The sequence below is a fragment of the Bacteroides sp. AF25-5LB genome (genome assembly GCF_003602965.1).
GTDB classification, from domain to species: Bacteria; Bacteroidota; Bacteroidia; order Bacteroidales; family Bacteroidaceae; genus Bacteroides; species Bacteroides uniformis.
This window is the reverse complement of the sequence record NZ_QTMC01000021.1, coordinates 51778-69004: the sequence shown is the minus strand read 5'-3', so window position 1 is coordinate 69004 and position 17227 is coordinate 51778. Positions and strand designations below refer to the sequence as shown.

The 17227-nt window shown below is 42.9% G+C and carries 16 protein-coding genes and 1 tRNA gene; 9 read left to right on the top strand and 8 right to left on the bottom strand.

Annotation, left to right across the window (positions count from 1 at the left end):
- Positions 1–42: 42 nt before the first annotated feature.
- From DWY57_RS18410 to DWY57_RS18385, 7 genes are all read left to right on the top strand, one after another.
- Complete coding sequence (locus tag DWY57_RS18410; RefSeq protein WP_118358018.1) at positions 43–579, top strand: hypothetical protein; 537 nt, start codon at positions 43–45, stop codon at positions 577–579.
- Positions 580–826: 247 nt separating this feature from the next.
- Positions 827–1534 carry a S24 family peptidase gene (locus tag DWY57_RS18405; RefSeq protein WP_119962226.1) on the top strand — a complete coding sequence of 236 codons (708 nt, stop codon included), beginning with the start codon at positions 827–829 and terminating at the stop codon, positions 1532–1534.
- Positions 1535–1595: 61 nt separating this feature from the next.
- A complete protein-coding gene (locus DWY57_RS18400; protein ID WP_119962225.1) occupies positions 1596–2069 on the top strand; it encodes a hypothetical protein in 474 nt (157 codons plus the stop codon).
- Between the two features lie 4 nt (positions 2070–2073).
- Complete coding sequence (locus DWY57_RS18395) at positions 2074–3126, top strand: serine/threonine-protein kinase (protein WP_119962224.1); 1053 nt, start codon at positions 2074–2076, stop codon at positions 3124–3126.
- Entirely contained in the window at positions 3123–3284 is a 162-nt protein-coding gene (locus tag DWY57_RS20985; RefSeq protein WP_165853622.1) for a hypothetical protein, read from the top strand. The genes DWY57_RS18395 and DWY57_RS20985 overlap by 4 nt, the downstream gene beginning before the upstream one ends.
- 175 nt (positions 3285–3459) lie before the next feature.
- On the top strand, positions 3460–4425 hold the full coding sequence (locus DWY57_RS18390; RefSeq protein WP_005828939.1) for a YbjQ family protein: 966 nt from the start codon (positions 3460–3462) through the stop codon (positions 4423–4425).
- A gap of 12 nt (positions 4426–4437) precedes the next feature.
- A complete protein-coding gene (locus DWY57_RS18385) occupies positions 4438–4635 on the top strand; it encodes a hypothetical protein (protein WP_005828941.1) in 198 nt (65 codons plus the stop codon).
- Between the two features lie 117 nt (positions 4636–4752).
- Here DWY57_RS18385 and DWY57_RS18380 read toward each other — a convergent pair.
- Positions 4753–4826 (bottom strand) — tRNA-Arg (locus tag DWY57_RS18380).
- 288 nt (positions 4827–5114) lie between these two features.
- On the opposite strand from DWY57_RS18380, the gene rpiA reads away from it, so the two are divergent.
- A complete protein-coding gene (rpiA, locus tag DWY57_RS18375) occupies positions 5115–5819 on the top strand; it encodes a ribose 5-phosphate isomerase A (RefSeq protein ID WP_119962223.1) in 705 nt (234 codons plus the stop codon).
- Here the strand turns inward: rpiA and DWY57_RS18370 are convergent.
- From DWY57_RS18370 to DWY57_RS18360, 3 genes are read right to left on the bottom strand one after another with little or no spacing between them, the layout of a single operon-like run.
- Positions 5794–7245, bottom strand: a complete 1452-nt coding sequence (locus tag DWY57_RS18370) for an AbgT family transporter (protein ID WP_119958724.1) — start codon at positions 7243–7245, stop codon at positions 5794–5796. The genes rpiA and DWY57_RS18370 overlap by 26 nt on opposite strands.
- Positions 7238–7966 (bottom strand): DUF5932 domain-containing protein, encoded by a 729-nt coding sequence (locus tag DWY57_RS18365; RefSeq protein ID WP_117966437.1) that lies wholly within the window; start codon positions 7964–7966, stop codon positions 7238–7240. Before DWY57_RS18365 ends, DWY57_RS18370 begins: the two co-directional genes overlap by 8 nt.
- A 3-nt stretch (positions 7967–7969) precedes the next feature.
- On the bottom strand, positions 7970–12316 hold the full coding sequence (locus tag DWY57_RS18360; RefSeq protein WP_119962222.1) for a DUF5113 domain-containing protein: 4347 nt from the start codon (positions 12314–12316) through the stop codon (positions 7970–7972).
- Between the two features lie 124 nt (positions 12317–12440).
- On the opposite strand from DWY57_RS18360, the gene DWY57_RS18355 reads away from it, so the two are divergent.
- Entirely contained in the window at positions 12441–13379 is a 939-nt protein-coding gene (locus tag DWY57_RS18355) for a ribose-phosphate pyrophosphokinase (protein WP_165491402.1), read from the top strand.
- Positions 13380–13470: 91 nt separating this feature from the next.
- On the opposite strand, the gene DWY57_RS18350 is transcribed toward DWY57_RS18355, so the two are convergent.
- The 4 genes from DWY57_RS18350 to DWY57_RS18335 form a co-directional block, all read right to left on the bottom strand.
- On the bottom strand, positions 13471–14634 hold the full coding sequence (locus DWY57_RS18350; protein WP_005829069.1) for a phosphatidylinositol-4-phosphate 5-kinase: 1164 nt from the start codon (positions 14632–14634) through the stop codon (positions 13471–13473).
- Positions 14635–14708: 74 nt separating this feature from the next.
- On the bottom strand, positions 14709–15998 hold the full coding sequence (locus tag DWY57_RS18345) for a pitrilysin family protein (protein WP_119962221.1): 1290 nt from the start codon (positions 15996–15998) through the stop codon (positions 14709–14711).
- Between the two features lie 12 nt (positions 15999–16010).
- Positions 16011–16766, bottom strand: coding sequence for a 3-deoxy-manno-octulosonate cytidylyltransferase (gene kdsB, locus DWY57_RS18340; protein WP_119962220.1), 756 nt, complete (start codon positions 16764–16766; stop codon positions 16011–16013).
- An 82-nt stretch (positions 16767–16848) separates the two neighbouring features.
- On the bottom strand, positions 16849–17214 hold the full coding sequence (locus DWY57_RS18335) for a 2-amino-4-hydroxy-6-hydroxymethyldihydropteridine diphosphokinase (RefSeq protein WP_016273725.1): 366 nt from the start codon (positions 17212–17214) through the stop codon (positions 16849–16851).
- Between the last annotated feature and the right edge of the window lie 13 nt (positions 17215–17227).

Here is a 17227-nt window from a genome sequence, read left to right as displayed (position 1 = left end):
AACATCATTTAACTATTAGAGCATCTTATACCTTATTATAATATGAAGAAAGAAAATATAAACTATGTATCGTGGATAGCACTTGTATTGAGTACTATTGCTATATTACTATGGTTATGCAAATACGAGCCTGTGACATGGACTCTATTCGATTCTATGATTGCTTTTCTTTCTTTCGTTGTAGGCTCATTAGCAGTGATGGTTGGGTATAACATTTTTGGGTTAAAAAACGACCTAAAAAATGAGATAGAAGAAAAATTGCAGGATATAAGCGACCATCATGTAATTCATACAGCAAAAACTATGATGTACATAGAAATGAGATTACTTCACATGGCTGTCGAATTAAACAATATAGCAGATATAAGGCAATCTATTTACATGATGATTGACACCACAGAAAAGACTAAAAATAAAGAAGATATAGATTATATTATTAACCAGTTGAAAGGACTTGAATCAAAATATGGAAATGAATTGTTTGACAATACATTCAAAAATAAACTAAAGATTAGATTCGGAAGAATTGGTTCTTTCTCTGATAACGCGCTCATCTTCCTCCATAATCTTGAAGTATGATTCTTTTGCGTTGTCAATGAGGTTGTTTGATTCTTCAAAAGGGTCTTTTATTTCTTTGAAATACTTTTTTCTCATAGAAATAGCTCTGATAAGGAATTTAATTATATTCATATCTGAAAGCTAAAGCGACCGACTCCAAAGTTGCGGTTTGAAGTTAAGTCGCCTATATAGTCCCTTAACGGGAGCAGTTAAACAAATTAGTCGAAATCATCCGCAACATGATTTCGGAACAAATATACCAAATAAAATGGTAAAACCAAAAGAATTCAATCCTGAGATTGGGAAGAGAATAAGAAAAGCGATAAACTATATCGTTTTTATAGAAGATTTAGCCAATCAACGCGATGTAGCGGAATTAGTCGGCAAGGATAAAGACAATTTATCGAAAGCCCTCAAAGGAGATACCACATATACAGGTATCTATATTGAAGCTATTTGCAGTAAATACTCTACATTCAACAAAGAATGGTTTTACACGGGAAATGGCGATATGTTGGGTAAGGGTTTCCCCATTACCAGCACTCCTACTACTGATAAAGACATTAAGATACTTGACATACGTGTATGTGCAGGGCAAGGGATAGGGTTTGATGGCGATGAAAATGAAATAATAGGATACGTCAACATACCCGAATTTGCCGGATGTTATGGGATAACAGTATATGGTGATTCTATGTACGATATGTATATGTCGGGAGACACTATATTTGTTCGTGAAATAAAAGACAAGCACAATATAGACAACGGTCAGCCGTATGTGATTATAACTAAAGAGGATAGGCTTCTTAAAATGATTCATATTGATTACGAACGGAAAAGAACAATATTATCTTCTTACAACAATGCAACCAATCCTGATGGGAAAAGAAAATATCCCGATATGGAAATTGATATAGACAGCGATATTCTTTACCTATATAAAGTTGTTGGAAAGTTAGCAAGAACGCAAATGTAATTCATTGGCAGTACAATGAAATTCAACCAATGCACATGAAACTTATAAATAACAAAATATAATGAATAACACATCAATCGGAATAAGAGTAAAGCCTGATTGCATTATCTACTCTATAATAAAAGAAAATGATGGAAACAAAGATATTATCTTGATAGATAAAGTCAATGTTCCCATTGCCCTTGAGGTGCCGGAGCAACTAAAATTCATTCGGAGCACATTCTTGGACATCATATTTGAGAACCAAGTCAATTTGGCTTGCATCAGAGCGACAGAGGCGACAGCGCAAAAGATTTCCATCGAACGGGTCAATATGGAAGCTGTAATACAGGAGTTGATTGCAAGTTCAAGCATTGAAAAGTATTACGTGGGACAGATTTCAACCATATCTGCCAGACTTGGCATAGCACGAGAACACTTCAAACCATTGGTTGAGAGCAAGGCGGATGATTGTGAATTTTTCGATGACTGGAGCGAATACAACAAAGAAGAAAAAGAATCATTATTAGCGGCATTAAGCGCATTTAATCTATGATGATATGAAAAACTGTAAAGTAAGATTAGATTTCGATGAAATAAAAGAAATAGGGCAAGAAGGTCGCAATTCAAAGGTCTTTTTGGCTCATGACAACCAATTGGATGGGGAAATAGTAGTTAAGGAGATAAAGAAGAATCCCTCTACAAGCCCCGATGAGTATTTCAAAGAAGCGCGCTTATTGTACGCCCACAACCATAACAACATTGTGAAAGTGAACTACGCTTGCGAAGACGATGACAACATATATGTAGCTATGCCTTTTTACAAGAACGGTTCGCTAAAGAAAAGGATTTCAAACGGGAGTTACTTGACAGTAAGAGAAGTTATCCGGTATTCGATACAGTTCCTGTCTGGGCTGAACCATATCCACTCAAAAGGATTGGTTCATTTTGACATAAAACCAGACAATATCCTCATATCGGATTCTAACGAAGCTATGCTGTCGGACTTTGGATTGGCACTATACACCGACACCTACGGTTTCTGTACAGCACAAGCATGCTATACTCCGCATATAACACCGGAACAATTGAAGGGCCTGAATCAGACAATAAAAAACGACATATATCAAGCCGGACTGACTATATATAGAATGGTTAATGGGAATGAGTTATTTTATAGACAGATTCCCAACACAGGTAATCCAATGCTTGATGATGTTGCTTTTAAAAGAATGATATCAAATGGTCTTTTCCCAAATCGAAAATGCTATTTACCACATATCCCTAAAAAGCTCAAAAAGATAATAAAAAAATGTATTGAACCAAATCCTAATGATAGGTATGACAATACGCTTCAAATAATAAATGAATTAGCTTCTATTAATGAAAATCTAGATATAAGATATGGTAGAGATACAAGTGGAGAATTCTGGGAAGCCCCCAAAAACAGCTATGTATACAAAGTCAGCCTAAGCCAAAATGCAGATAATTTTAATATTAAAGTTTGCAAAACTAAAGATGGTAAAACAACCAATTGTGTGAGTCTATGTTCTAATAATATAGATAATACGCAAGTTATTCCGAAATTAGAAGCTATATTTGCAACGTTATGAGCAAAAAGGTCATAAATAAAGCAACTACAAGAGAACAAAAGCTCTATCAAAGAGACAAAAATAGAATAGCTGAATATTATACTCAAAGCATCAAAGAAGATGCTAAAGTCATAGATATTCAGCTGAATCTTCATGGATATACTAATCTAAAAAAATAATCAAAAACTCATTTTGCTAAATTTGTTTTTATCGTTTTATACAATAAGATATGCCCCTTTATTTATATGAAAAAGCAGAGCTTTGACCGAGACAGTTATAAGAAATACTACTGGGGAGAACTTGAAAATCCCGATGTGTTCAACGAATTAAAGAACAAACTAAATATCTAAGATTATGATAATCACAACTACTAATAATATAGAAAATTATTCAATAAAACGATACTTAGGTGTAGTAAATGCGAATATAGTTATTGGAGCAAATTTTTTCTCTGATTTTGCAGCATCACTAACAGATGTTTTTGGCGGACGCTCTAATACCTATCAAAACAAGCTAAACACCATATACAAGGAAGTAATGGCTGAATTAAAAGCAAAAGCCAAATCTTTTCAGGCTGATGCTATTGTTGGATTACATATAGACTTTGACGAAGTTTCCGGTGGAGGAAAATCCATGTTTATGGTATCTGCATCTGGAACTGCTGTTATGATAGAAAATAACTTTGAAGATAGATACTTCATGTACAAAGCTCTCAGTGACATTCATGACTATTGGAAAAAAGGATTTCTATCAGAAGAAGAATACAATTATGAAAAAGCAAGGATTATAGAAAAGTATAATAGCGCAATTTCGGCAGAGGTTACAGTAGTCAAAGAAACTAAAGAATACGAAGCAAAAAAGTTAAGAGAGCAAGAAGAACAAGAAGCTTATACTAAGAAAGTTCTTGAAGAAAAGCTAATCATAGCAAAGAAGGAATTAGAAAACAGATGCCCATGTTCTGAAGATACCATAAAAGAAACTACACATCTTCAAATACAAGCATCAGACTACAATAATATTCCATATAATACTGACGATTCTATGGAAAGTATAATCGCAAAGTTTATTCGGTTAAACAGAATACCTGAAGCTTGCAAATATTACATGGATGAAACCGGATTGAACGATACAGATGCTATTGAGTTTGTAGTTGATACTTATAAGAAAATAGACCAGATAGACAAAGATGCTTTTGAGAGGCTTCTTAATAAATTGAGGGTATTAAAAAATAAAGGGTTTATTGAGCAAGCAATTAATGAATATCAAAAATTTACCCTATCAGAAAAAAATGCGGCAGAAACATTTATTAATGATTTATAAAATAGACTGATTATGGTTGACTTTCTAACCATCATACTCCTAATATTCGGAGTACTGCAAATCATCCTCTTCTTCAAGGTATGGGGAATGACGAATGACATCAAAGAGATAAGGAACAAGTACCTTAAAGACGAGGACGAGAAACGAAGACAAAAAGCAGAATACGACCCAACTCCCAAAATCAGCGGTGGGGTTAAAACAACAATATAGCCGGAATTATTCCCCGGCTTTTTCTTTCCCTATTCGCAAGTTGTGCAAATGTTGTGCAGATAGCATAAAAAGAAAATGCTAACAAGTTGTCAATGAACCTATTAGCATTTTTCCTTGTGATTCCGTTGCGATTCGAACGCAAGACCCACGCCTTAGAAGGGCGTTGCTCTATCCAGCTGAGCTACGGAACCAGCCTTAATTGCGGTGCAAAGGTACGCTTTTTTACGAATATTGCAAATTTTTGTATCACCTTTTTTCGTTACCTATGTATAAAAGGCTCATTTGCTACATAAAAAGTAATGATTAGTTACCTTTACAAACAAGATACACGGTATTTATATACAGATGTATTAAAACTTTTTGCAAATTATCAATGTTACTAATTATAAAAAGTAAAAATATGGAGGAATATTCAAGTAGGAAAAGTAGCATTGACCCGAAAATGAATGAAAGAGTAATAACAACTAAATTTTAAAGAGATGGAATGGGAAAATCAGTTGATACAAGAATTGCAATGGTCAAATAAAATCAGCAATAAGGCGAGTAAGGAATTGGTAGCCCAGGAGATTGCCGGACTGGCCAAAGACGGTGATGTCATAGGAGCAGGCTCCGGCTCTACCGTTTATCTCACTTTGTTTGCATTAACTCAACGAGTTAAACAAGAATCTTTGCATATAGAAATCATTCCGGCATCTGCCGAAATTTCGATGACATGTATACAGCTTGGCCTGCCGCAAACTACTCTGTGGAATAAGCGTCCGGATTGGACATTCGACGGTGCAGACGAAGTGGATCCGCATAATAACCTCATCAAAGGACGTGGTGGAGCCATGTTTAAGGAGAAACTTCTCATTAAAAGCAGTGGTAAGACTTACATCATTGTCGATGAGAGCAAGCTTGTCAGCAAACTGGGGAGCAAATACCCCATACCGGTAGAAGTATTTCCACATGCTCTCTCCCATGTGGAAAACGAGATACGCTTATTGGGAGCTTCAAAAATCAGCCTACGTCTTGCAGAAGGAAAAGACGGCCCGGTATTTACCGAAAACGGTAATTTCATTCTTGACATTCATCTCAGCAACATTGTTCCTGATTTGGAACAGAAACTGAAAGCCATTACCGGGGTTATCGAAAACGGGCTGTTCATCGGTTATGATATTACAGTCCTAATGGCAAACCGCTGATGTACCAAAGTACAAATAAGGCAGTCCATGCCAATAGAATGACTAAAGAATATCTCCAAGTATACTTCAGCAGTGAACCATAAGTGGATTGCCTATCATATTGCTGCATATAGGTCAAGACAAGTGGCATGTAGAACATAAAAGGTGTTATGGCATTTGTTGCACTGTCACCTATACGGAACGCACATTGGGTCATATCCGGCGAAATGCCCATACTTGCCAATACCGGAACAAAAATGAAAGACATGAAAGCCCATTTAGCTGTGGCAGATACCATAAAGAGATTGACCAGCGCCGTAAAAAGAATGAAGAGAATCAATATCCATAAACTACTCAAAGAGGCGGAGGACAGCAGATTAGCGCCTAAAATGGCAATGCACTTGTCCAAGTGGGAATATTCAAAACAAGCAAACATCTGTGAGGCAAAGAAAGCTATCACAAAATAAACGCCCAGCAGTTTCATCGGCTGCGTAAGTCCTTCTATCACATCACCGTCCGTACGGTATCGGCCGGAGGCAAAACCATAGACCATCCCCATCAAACCTATTCCAAACGAAAGCAAAAACAGAATACCGACTATAAACGGAGAACGAATCAACCCACCATTGACACTCCGCAATATCCCCCATGAAGAGAATGTAGCCCACAGAATAATGGCAATATACAGCAAGCCTGCAAATACAGCTCCCAACATAGCTCTCCGTTCCTTGCGGGACAATTGTTTGTAGCCATTAAAATGAATATCCCCTGCATACACTCCCAAGTGCGGCAACAAGCTCCTGCGGGTAATATGATAAATGATAAATGCAAGCAGGAACGTGGAAACAAAGAGAAAATAATAATTGCACAGCGGTCCAGTCTGCCCCGGAGCAATATTCATCCTATCAGCCGCTTCTTGCGTTACAGAGGCAATCATGGGGTCTAATGTACTCAAAAACACATTAGCGCTATAGCCACAAGAGACTGAAACATAAGCTGTAATTATACCTCCAATGGGGTGCAGACCGACGGACTGGAACAAAGTCGCAGCTATCGGCAACAGAATGATATATCCTGCATCTCCCACTATATTGGACAACAGTCCTAAGACAATGACCAGCAGAATAATGCGCCAAGGATCACGTGGACGTCGTACCCCCCTGCGAATACATGCATCGATGAAACCCGAATGCTGTGCCACCCCTATTCCGAACATAGCCACAATCACCAGCCCTAACGGAGCGAATCCCGTAAAATTGGTTATGACATGGCGCAGCAGCCAGCGTATGCCCTCCGGACTCAGCAGGCTCTGCACCCGTATTTCTTCTCCAGTCTGCGGTTGCAGCACGCTCAGGCCATAGACATCGAATATCCATGAAAGGAGGATGACTGCCAGCGTCAGCAGGAAGAACATCGTAGCGGGATGTGGCATCCGGAGTTTACTCATCGTCGGCTTCCAGATTGTCTATATTCAGAATTCGGAGTTCCAATGCACGCACCACCAGACGAGTGGCATTCACCCCCACCCGTTCACTAGGCGGGAAAAGACGGCCAATCAAGTCATTCTGTCGTTTCTCCAGCGACTTGACTCCAAAAGGCATTCCCCTAAGATTGGCAATCATTTCTTTGGTATAGCCCAGTGCCAAATGACGGAGGAAACGCTCGTCATACTCATCAATATCATAGCTTATGATTGCTTCCTGACGTTTTGTATCATTCAGGACAGATTTCTTGAAGCGTTCCACTATTTTCTCCAGTATCGGATAGTTAAAGACCAGCTTCTTGCCGTCCATCACTGCCTGCACATCGGTTTTGGTCAGCAACTCTCCGGTTTTCAGGATAATGCCGTCGGCACCGGCTTCAAGTACGTCCACCCATAACTTCTCATTCAATATTTCTCCCGTGAATATCAGCACATGTACTCCCGGATAACGCTTGAAGATATTCCGGCAGATGTCCACCCCGATTGTGGTCGAACCTCCTAATCCTAAGTCCAGCAGAACAAGATCCGGCACGCCGGCTTCAATCAATGTCCAGAACTCCTGCTCAGTCATAGCAGTACCTATTACCTCCGCATTGGGAATTTCATGGCGGAAAATCTCTTCCGTCCCTTTCAGCTCCAACTTGACATCCTCAACGATGATTACTTTAAATTTTTTGTCTTCCATATTTCATTTTTTCGGTAGCGTAAAATATATTGTAAAACCTCCTTCCTTTCCCGGTTCGGCATTGATACGGCATCCCCGGTGTCCGGCAAACTCGTCATGGTCGCGGATAATCTGCTTGCACACCAGATATTCCGTACCATACAGTTCTCCTTTCTCACCGGCCGTCATGCGAGACAAGTCGGGATAGAACAATTGGTTCAATTCTTCACGGGTCTTTTCCCTACGCATATCTGTAAACAGAAAACGTATAAATTCCCCATCTTCCCGGGCCGACAGACAGACAGCTCCATCCAGAGTTACGGAGCAAGCCTCGTCTATCAGGTTTTCAAGCAGGAAACGCAACTGGTTCCAGTCGCCGGTAATCCGTCCTTCCAACGGTTGTATCTTAAAATCAATATGCGCCTTGTTTCCCTTATACACTTTGCGGAAATATTTCCCGGCAGTAGCCATAAGTTCCGGCACAGATATTGTCGCACGCCTGAAAGTCACCTCTTCCAACTGGCGGGAAGCGCATGAACTGAGTGTCGTAAAGATACCTTTGTAATACTCTATCAATTCGCTGATGGCAACCACCGTTTCCCGCTCCTCCGCTTCTGTCTGTTTGCCGGACCGCAGTTTCCCTATCAGCTGCTTTATCTTGTTCGGATAATAAATCGTTTCATGCTTGATGGTCGAGAGACAATTATCCAGCACCATGTTCTGTACATGCAGCAAACTGTCTTCCCAGGAAGCTCGCCGGGCTTCATCTTGAGCCACTTCGATGTCCCGGTATTTCGTAGCCAACTTAACCACTGCATTGAAGATTACAATGGAGACATAACGGGCTATCAGTTCCAAAAGCAAATGGTCGGTCTCCTGCTCCGTACCTTCCCTACGTTCCAGACACAGCACACCTATGCAACGACACATATTTCCCGCATCCACAACAAGCGGCAATGCTTGTATACCCTTTTCCGATATGTACACTTGCTGCTCAAAGCAATTCTCCATATATTTCCTCCAGATAGGCAACTCGTCCACGGCGGTATCTTCCACTGGATTGGAAGTATATTCCAGCTTATGTGTAGTCTCGTTGTATACAGCTATGCTTAACCGGTCGATACTCAAAAGTTCGTTCACTGCATCAAAAGCGGAACCTACAATCTGCCGCGGGATTTCCTTCAATGTATCCTCCTCACGCTGCAACATTTCCTCCGTATCCGAAACCGGCAACAAGGAGGCATTGAACACCTTTCCATTAATTTCCAGTACTTGCTCCAGATTCCAGCGGTTCACCAGACGTTTACGGAAGTAGAGTATGTAATATCCCAACAGCAATACGAACAGCAAAATCACCGCCAGCAAAATGCCCACCATCTTGTTGTTGGTGGAACGCTCCAGCTGCCGGCAATATTCTTCCAAGGATTGGTCTTCTCCCAACAGTTTGTATAAGGTAGTGTAGGCAGCATTATTATAACTATAGTCATCCCATTGCTTCAATGCAAGAAATGAGACTGCCGCTTCATTCCTGATATCCAGAATTACATGGAAATCCGAATTGAACATCTGGTTCCACCAATCCAGTTCCGCAGGCGCCCCGTCTCCCGTCAGCGTCATATAGCGATGTATAGGATGGGCGTATTGCTTGTAATGTTCGTTCAGGCAATACATTGCCGAATCTATGTATTGTAAAGCCAGTTCGTATTCTCCGTCTACATTGCAGTAATAAGCTTCATTGGCATAATCGGAGGCTTCGTCCAGCAAAGCTTCGTATTCATTCTGTGCAAGCAGTGCCAAAGAACCCGGTAACACCTCTCCGGAAGCAGGCTGTTCCACAGCATGCCGGCAGGATGACATGCACAAAGACAACACAACGAGCAACACCGACACGGACTTACGGATACCGGCAGGCAGACGGAAATAAAAACGGCTGCCTTTTCCCAGCCCGCTCTCCACATTAAACAGACAGACCTTGAACAAATCATTCGTCTTGCGATATTTTTCAATGATGCCCTTACAGTTCATCAGTCCAAAGCCACTTCCTTTGTTCTTCCTCAATTCCTCCTTGTCGGGAGCGTCACTCATACCGATGGCTTTTGAGTCATATACTTTTTCTCCCACGATGCGGGCTACATCTTCCGGTGACAATCCACAACCATTATCCTCTACCGAGATTTCCACATAATCCTCCTCCTGCCGTGCATATACTTTCACCATACCGCCCTGAGGGGTATATTTACGGGCATTCTCCGCCAGTGTATTTATCATAAACAATGTAAGGGCCTTGTCTGCCTTTACCCTGATATCCGTAGGCTGCACCTCCAACGACTGTCTCTTCATCTCGAATGTACGGCTTCCTTTCCTGAGCAGCTCGAAAAGTTCATTCAATTCGAACGTCTCTATGTTTAGGCTAAGGCTTCCTTGCTTCATCTTTATCCAAAGGGCAAGAATATCATTGTATTCGTTGATGGTAGTAACCAACTCGTCGATATACTGGTATTTCTCCTCCTTTATCCGCTCCTCTTTGATGAATCCTTTTTGAGTCAGTTTCTGTACTTCGTTGATGATACGGTCTATGTACGGGTGAATTCCGTTGACAATAGCCATACATGCTTTCTTTATCAGATTTTGCCGTTTGTTCCCTGCGATGTGCTGCTCGTAAATGTAGCGTTGCTTTTCCAGTCTGCGGCGTTCGTCGCCAAGGGAGATGGACGTCATGCCGTTGTCTATCGCCCATTGGATATAGGGAGTTATCACCCGTACCATCGCCTGCTCATCCTTGCTCATCCGACGCGGGAACACTAATTGCCCGTTGTCTATGCGGATGTCCTTCACTCCAAACAGCTTTTCCAATTCCGGGCAGACAGCCGTCCGGATAGAGTCGATGATTTCCTCCTCAGTCTGTGCATCTGCCGGAATGGATGCCGTTATCTTCTGACAGATGTCCAGCATCAGTTGCAGACGGTGGAGATGTACTCTGTTCCGGTCTTTGGAACGCTTGTTGAAAAACCAGAAAAAGAGCGATACAAGCACGAAGCCCACAATGACCAGTGACAACACAACGTTGAGCTGTCCCGCCTCCTTTTCCAATGCCTGATAGCGGCTTTCCAGCTCTTTATCCTGGCGTGTATCTTCAAGGATATCCAGGTAAATATTGCGGTTATAGTCTGATTTTTCTTTCATCCCGAGTCCTGCATACGAAACGCTCAACTGTTCACGAATACGTGAAATCCACTCAGGTACGGTTTTCAGTTTCTGCTCCATCCATGCCTTCTCCGCGCAAATCGTATCTCGACGGTCAAATGCTTTCAGCCAGTCCAAACTATCGTGGCAGTCATAGAAAAGGCGGTGATGGTCATTTACACATTCCAGAGCAAGTTTTAACGTGTCAAGAGCTTCTGTATAGTGACTGTGGGCATTCAGGTATTTGCCAATGGACACATATGCGCCTGCTATCTGATACAAATCTTTATATTGACTGAACTTCTGCAGAGCCAACTGCCCTAGACGCATTGGCAATAGAGAGTCTACCGATACTCCAAACCGTGTCAGGGCATGGGAACGGCGGTCCTGGAAAAACTCGTAATTCTCCGGTGAGGCCATCAGGTTGGCAAGCCCCTGCACTCCGTTCCCTTCAAAGTAGAGATACCCTTTACGGGATGCCAACCGCCACGTGGTATATAGTTCGTCAAACTCTCGCAGCCTTTGTTCGTCCGGCGTCTCGCCTTCACACAAGGCAGCGGATCCCTTAATGTAATGATAGTACAATAACTGGTTGGTATCTGCCAACAATTTTTGATTATCAGTTACTTCATTGATAGAAGCCACTGCCTCGGGACGTTGTTGCAGATAATAATAATAAACAGCAGATACGATATAAAATTCGGAACGGGCATAATTCAAACGCATTTGCTCGTGTCGGTCCACAAACAGATTGTCATCCTCCGCTATCCTTTTCATACGGCGCAAGGCACTGTTGCGGTAATCATAGAACTCCTTGTTCAACGCCGTCCGCTGATAAATCTTCATCAAGCCGATGTCGGCAACAAGGAGTTCCAGTTCATTCTTGGTCAGATTATAGACATCCATATGAAATTTTTCGGCCTGCTCAAAATCCATACGCATAAAAGCACAAAAGCCCAGATTATTGGATGCTTCCGCTTTTCCTTGTTTATAGAGGCTGACTTCACGGTAGGCCCTTGATGCCGCATAGCAGGATGAATCCAGGTTTTTATAACGATAAGCATAAGCCACCTGGTTTAGAGAGTCGATAAGGCGCACTTCCTTCATGGGTGCCGTTCCTACACACGAAACCATTGCTGTACAAAGGCACAGCAATCCCGCAAAGCATATGGAAGAAAGTCGTTTCATAAAGCAAAGCTACGAATAAATCCGAGAAAGAAAAATAATTTTTATACAATAACTCTTGTTTTATGTAACGGGAAATTCATACCTTTGCATGCAAATTAACAAATAGGTAACATCTATTACACAAATGAGCGAAAAAGCACCCTTTATGGTATTCTCCGGAACAAATTCGAGATACCTTGCAGAGAAAATCTGCGCTAGCCTTGATTGCCCTCTGGGAAAGATGAACATCACCCATTTTGCGGATGGTGAGTTTGCAGTCTCTTATGAGGAATCTATCCGTGGCTCGCATGTATTCCTGGTTCAATCAACCTTCCCTAATTCTGACAATCTGATGGAACTTCTGCTGATGATCGATGCCGCTAAAAGAGCATCGGCAAAAAGCGTTGTAGCCGTTATCCCCTATTTCGGTTGGGCACGTCAGGACAGAAAAGACAAACCCCGTGTTTCCATCGGCGCCAAGCTGGTGGCCGACCTGCTTTCTGTTGCAGGCATCGACCGTTTGATTACGATGGACCTTCATGCAGACCAGATTCAGGGTTTCTTCAACATTCCGGTGGATCATTTGTATGCATCAGCAGTGTTCCTCCCCTATATTGAATCCTTGAAGCTGGAAGACTTGGTAATCGCTACCCCGGATGTCGGCGGTTCAAAGCGTGCCAGTACATTCTCCAAATATCTCGGTGTACCCCTGGTGCTGTGCAACAAGACACGTGAAAAAGCAAACGTGGTTGCCACCATGCAAATCATCGGTGATGTAAAAGACAAGAATGTAGTATTGGTAGACGATATTGTAGATACAGCAGGAACCATTACCAAGGCTGCCAACATCATGTTGGAAGCCGGAGCCAAATCTGTCCGTGCCATTGCCAGCCACTGCGTAATGTCCGACCCGGCTTCTTTCCGTGTACAAGAATCTGCACTGACGGAGATGGTATTTACCGATAGTATCCCCTACTCTAAAAAATGTGACAAGGTTAAACAGTTGAGCATTGCCGATATGTTCGCCGAAACCATCAAGCGGGTGATGAACAATGAATCAATCAGTTCACAATACATTATCTAAACACGAGGCTTTAGATAATTGATAATAAAAAATTAAAGGCTGCGCAGTTCAGACGAATATTGCGCAGCCTTTAATTTTTAATTCTATTTCTTTAATTTTCCAACCTTCCCATTTTGTACGTTCCCTTCCGTATCACTTTTCCGTTCTTGTCCGTTTCCACAAACGGGCCGTGTTTCTTTCCTTGTTTGAAAAAGCCTTCATAACGATTTCCGTTCTTATCTTCCTGGATACCGCTACCTTCTTCCATACCGTTCACAAAACCGCCTTTATATTTGGTTCCATCGGTCTGAATCAGGGTACCTTGGCCGTTGAACTTATTGTCTTTCCATTCACCTTCGTAAGAGTCACCTACATTCCATTTGTAAGTACCGTATCCGTCACGTTGGTTGTCTTTCCAATTACCTTCGTAAACGGCGCCGCTTGCCCACGTAAATGTGCCGTGGCCTTCCTGCTTTCCATCCTTGAAGCTGCCCACATACTTGTTGCCGCTGGCATGGTAATAAATGCCCTCTCCGGTACGTTCACCTTGAACATAAGAACCTTCGTAACGGTCGCCGGTATGGAAAAAGTAAATACCTTTGCCATGCTGCATGTCGTCCTTCCAGTCACCTACATATTTGTCGCCGTTGGCATATTCAAAAGTTCCTTTACCGTCCCGGACATCATTTTTCCACTCCCCGTCATATTTGGAACCGTCATTCCAGGTCAGTGTTCCTTTGCCGTCTTTCTTGTCATTCTTCCACGAGCCTACATACTTGGAACCGTTCTTCCAGGTATACGTTCCTTGGCCTTCGCGTTTATCATTCACCCAGTCGCCCTCATAAATATCACCATTGTAATAGTACATGGTTCCTTTACCGTGCTGGTAATCCTGAAACCACATGCCGTCATAACGGTTGTTATTCATAAAATAGTAGATACCCCTGCCATGCTGCTGGTCTTGAAACCATTGCCCCTCATACTTTTCACCGTCGGGAAACATATATGTACCGTAGCCTTCACGCTTGCCCTTCACATACTCACCCTCGTAGACGTCGCCGTTCTTGAAAACGGTCTTCCCCTTTCCATTGGGCTTGCGGCCTTTTATTTCACCGGTATAGACGGCCCCGTTATCTTTGAACGTATAGGTACCTATCTTTATCTCCGAAGAGAATGTACTTTTCACTTTATCGAAAAAGCCGCTTTTTTTTTCCTGGGCAGTGGCTCCACCTTGGCATAAGAAAGCCAGAATGAGTGCAGTATATAGATATTTCATTAATTGATAATTGATAGTTGATAATTGACAAAGGTAGGATTTATCCGGTAAAATGATGCGATAACTCCCGCTTTTTATGACATTTTTTTGCCGCACACTATTTCTTTTAATTTCTCTTTGCATAAATGCCGCCCTGCAAGTTCACGGATTTCTTGTGGAGTAACCTCCTTGACAGCATCCAGTGCTTCGGCAAAGTAGGTATCCTGCAAGCCCGATACCTGCACAAAAATCCAGGCATCTGCCAACGAGAATGCAGATTCATAACTACGGCACATGTCTCCCAACATATAGTTCTTCACCATGGAAAGCTCTCCATCGGAAGCCAGCTCGTTCTGAAGGCGGTCTATTTCATGATAAACCTCACCGATAAGAGGCTCCACAAATTCGTTGGCGGCTTCGGCACTGACCGCCAACACTCCCTGCCCCGGATAGGGCATGATGGCTGCGGAGATACCGTATGTGTATCCTTTATCTTCCCGGATATTGGACATCAGGCGACTGCCAAAATAACCCCCGAACAGTGTGACCAGTACGCGGGCCTTCAAGTAGTCCGGATGATTACGGTCCAGGGAAAGCATGCCCATACGGACGGCACTTTGCAGGGCGTCCGGACGTTCGATGAAGATACGTTTTCCGGAGGTGGTAACCGGATGGAATTCTGTCTTCTCCGGTTTGCGGAAATCCGTACCGAAAGCCTCGCAGCCAAACAAGGACTCTATCCTGTGGATGCAATCACCGGTTACCTTACCCGAGAGATAGATGCTGCAATTATTGGAATGATAGTAACGGTCATAAAACTCGCGTAGCACCGCAGGGGTGATACGCCGATAATCCTCTTCCTGCACCAGACGTCCGCCGGGATGCTGCCCGCCGTACAGAGCCTTCACCAATCCGCGGTGCGCCAGAAAGTCCACCTTGGAAGAGTTGACAAGAAACTGCTGGATATTATTGTCTACAATCACTCCCAGCTCTTTCTCGGGAAATACCGGCTCTTTGACGATAGATTCCAATACATCAAGCGTTTGGGGAAGGTATTTATTCAGAGAATAAAGGGTGACATAGGCATACTCGGATGCACTGGACAATTCCAGCCAGGCTCCATAATAGTCCAGCTTTTCCGCTATCCGGGCGGCATCGTAGCGTCGGGTGCCCTCGCGAAGCATGCGGTTCGTAAACAACGCCTGCAAGGGCTGTTTCTGTTGCCATCGGCCGCCTGCCATGAGGAGATCGATACGTGTCACTTCATTGTCACCGGCATTGAGCACGCTCAATGGTACGCCATTAGGCAACTTGATACGTTCCGGCCTTTGCACCACCAGTTGTTCCGGTTCGAGAATCCGGGGTTGGTCACTTCGGTTCAGCATGGGCTTTCTAGTTTACTGCCCATGGCTTTTAAGAAATTCTTCTGCCCGTTCCAAATCTTGAGGAGTATCTATGCCGATAGTTTCCACATCCGTGATACCTGCTTTGATAGTGTATCCGTTTTCCAACCAACGAAGCTGTTCCAATGATTCGGCAATCTCGAGGGATGACTGCGGAAGGGCGGTTATCTCTTTCAGTACCTCTACGCGATAGGCATAAAGGCCGATATGCTTATAATACGTATGGTTCTTCAGCCAGTCTTCCTTCGCCGCATTGCGCTGGTAGGGAATGATGGAACGGCTAAAATAGAGGGCATTCCTGTTTTTGTTGAGCACAACCTTCGGAGAGTTCACATTTTCCAGTGCCTCGAAACCATTATCTACCGTAAAGGGTTTCACCAGAGTGGCTATCTGGGTGGCCGGATCGTCGAAACATGCTTTGACGGCTTGTAACTGCGAAGGCTGGATGAAAGGCTCATCCCCCTGGATATTCACCACGACATCAAACTGTCCTCCTATTTTTGTACAAGCTTCCTGACAGCGGTCGGTGCCGCTTTTATGTTCGGTGGAAGTCATTACCACCTTTCCTCCGAATGCTTTTACTGCGACTTCAATACGCTCATCGTCCGTAGCCACGTATGCATCGTCCAAGATTCCTGCCACTTGCTCGTATACTCGCTGTATCACGGTTTTTCCGCCCAACACCGCCAATGGTTTGGCTGGAAAACGCGTAGATGCGTAACGGGCAGGTATGATTCCTAAAAATTTCATTTTCAATCTTCGTTTTTTAAAATGAGAGTGTATCCGAAAGTGTTCATATACTATCGACACATCTCCTTATATTCTTTATTAATTATAACAGTTGTTTCAATCCTCGCAGGATATAATCACGTTTCAAATCTTTTGGCTTATAGACAGTCCCGTCACAAGACAACAAGTCTATATCCAGCCGTACAATTTCCTGCTCCTTCTCCTCGGGCTTCCTTCCGGCTTCCCGTTCGATGGCTTTCAGGCAGGCGGTGACTTCCTCTACCGGATTATCGGAAGCAAAGCATGCCACCTGATTGGAGAACAGATTCGGACGGTGAAAGAACAAAGGTGCCGTCTCCTCCTCTTCCGAGAAACGTATTCCCGAAAAAAGTTCCGTCAAGCGTCTGCGAGCCAGTTCCATGTTCTCCCTCCGCTGCTCGTTGCTCCCAATACTAATCGTATAATCCATTTTTTAAGGTGAA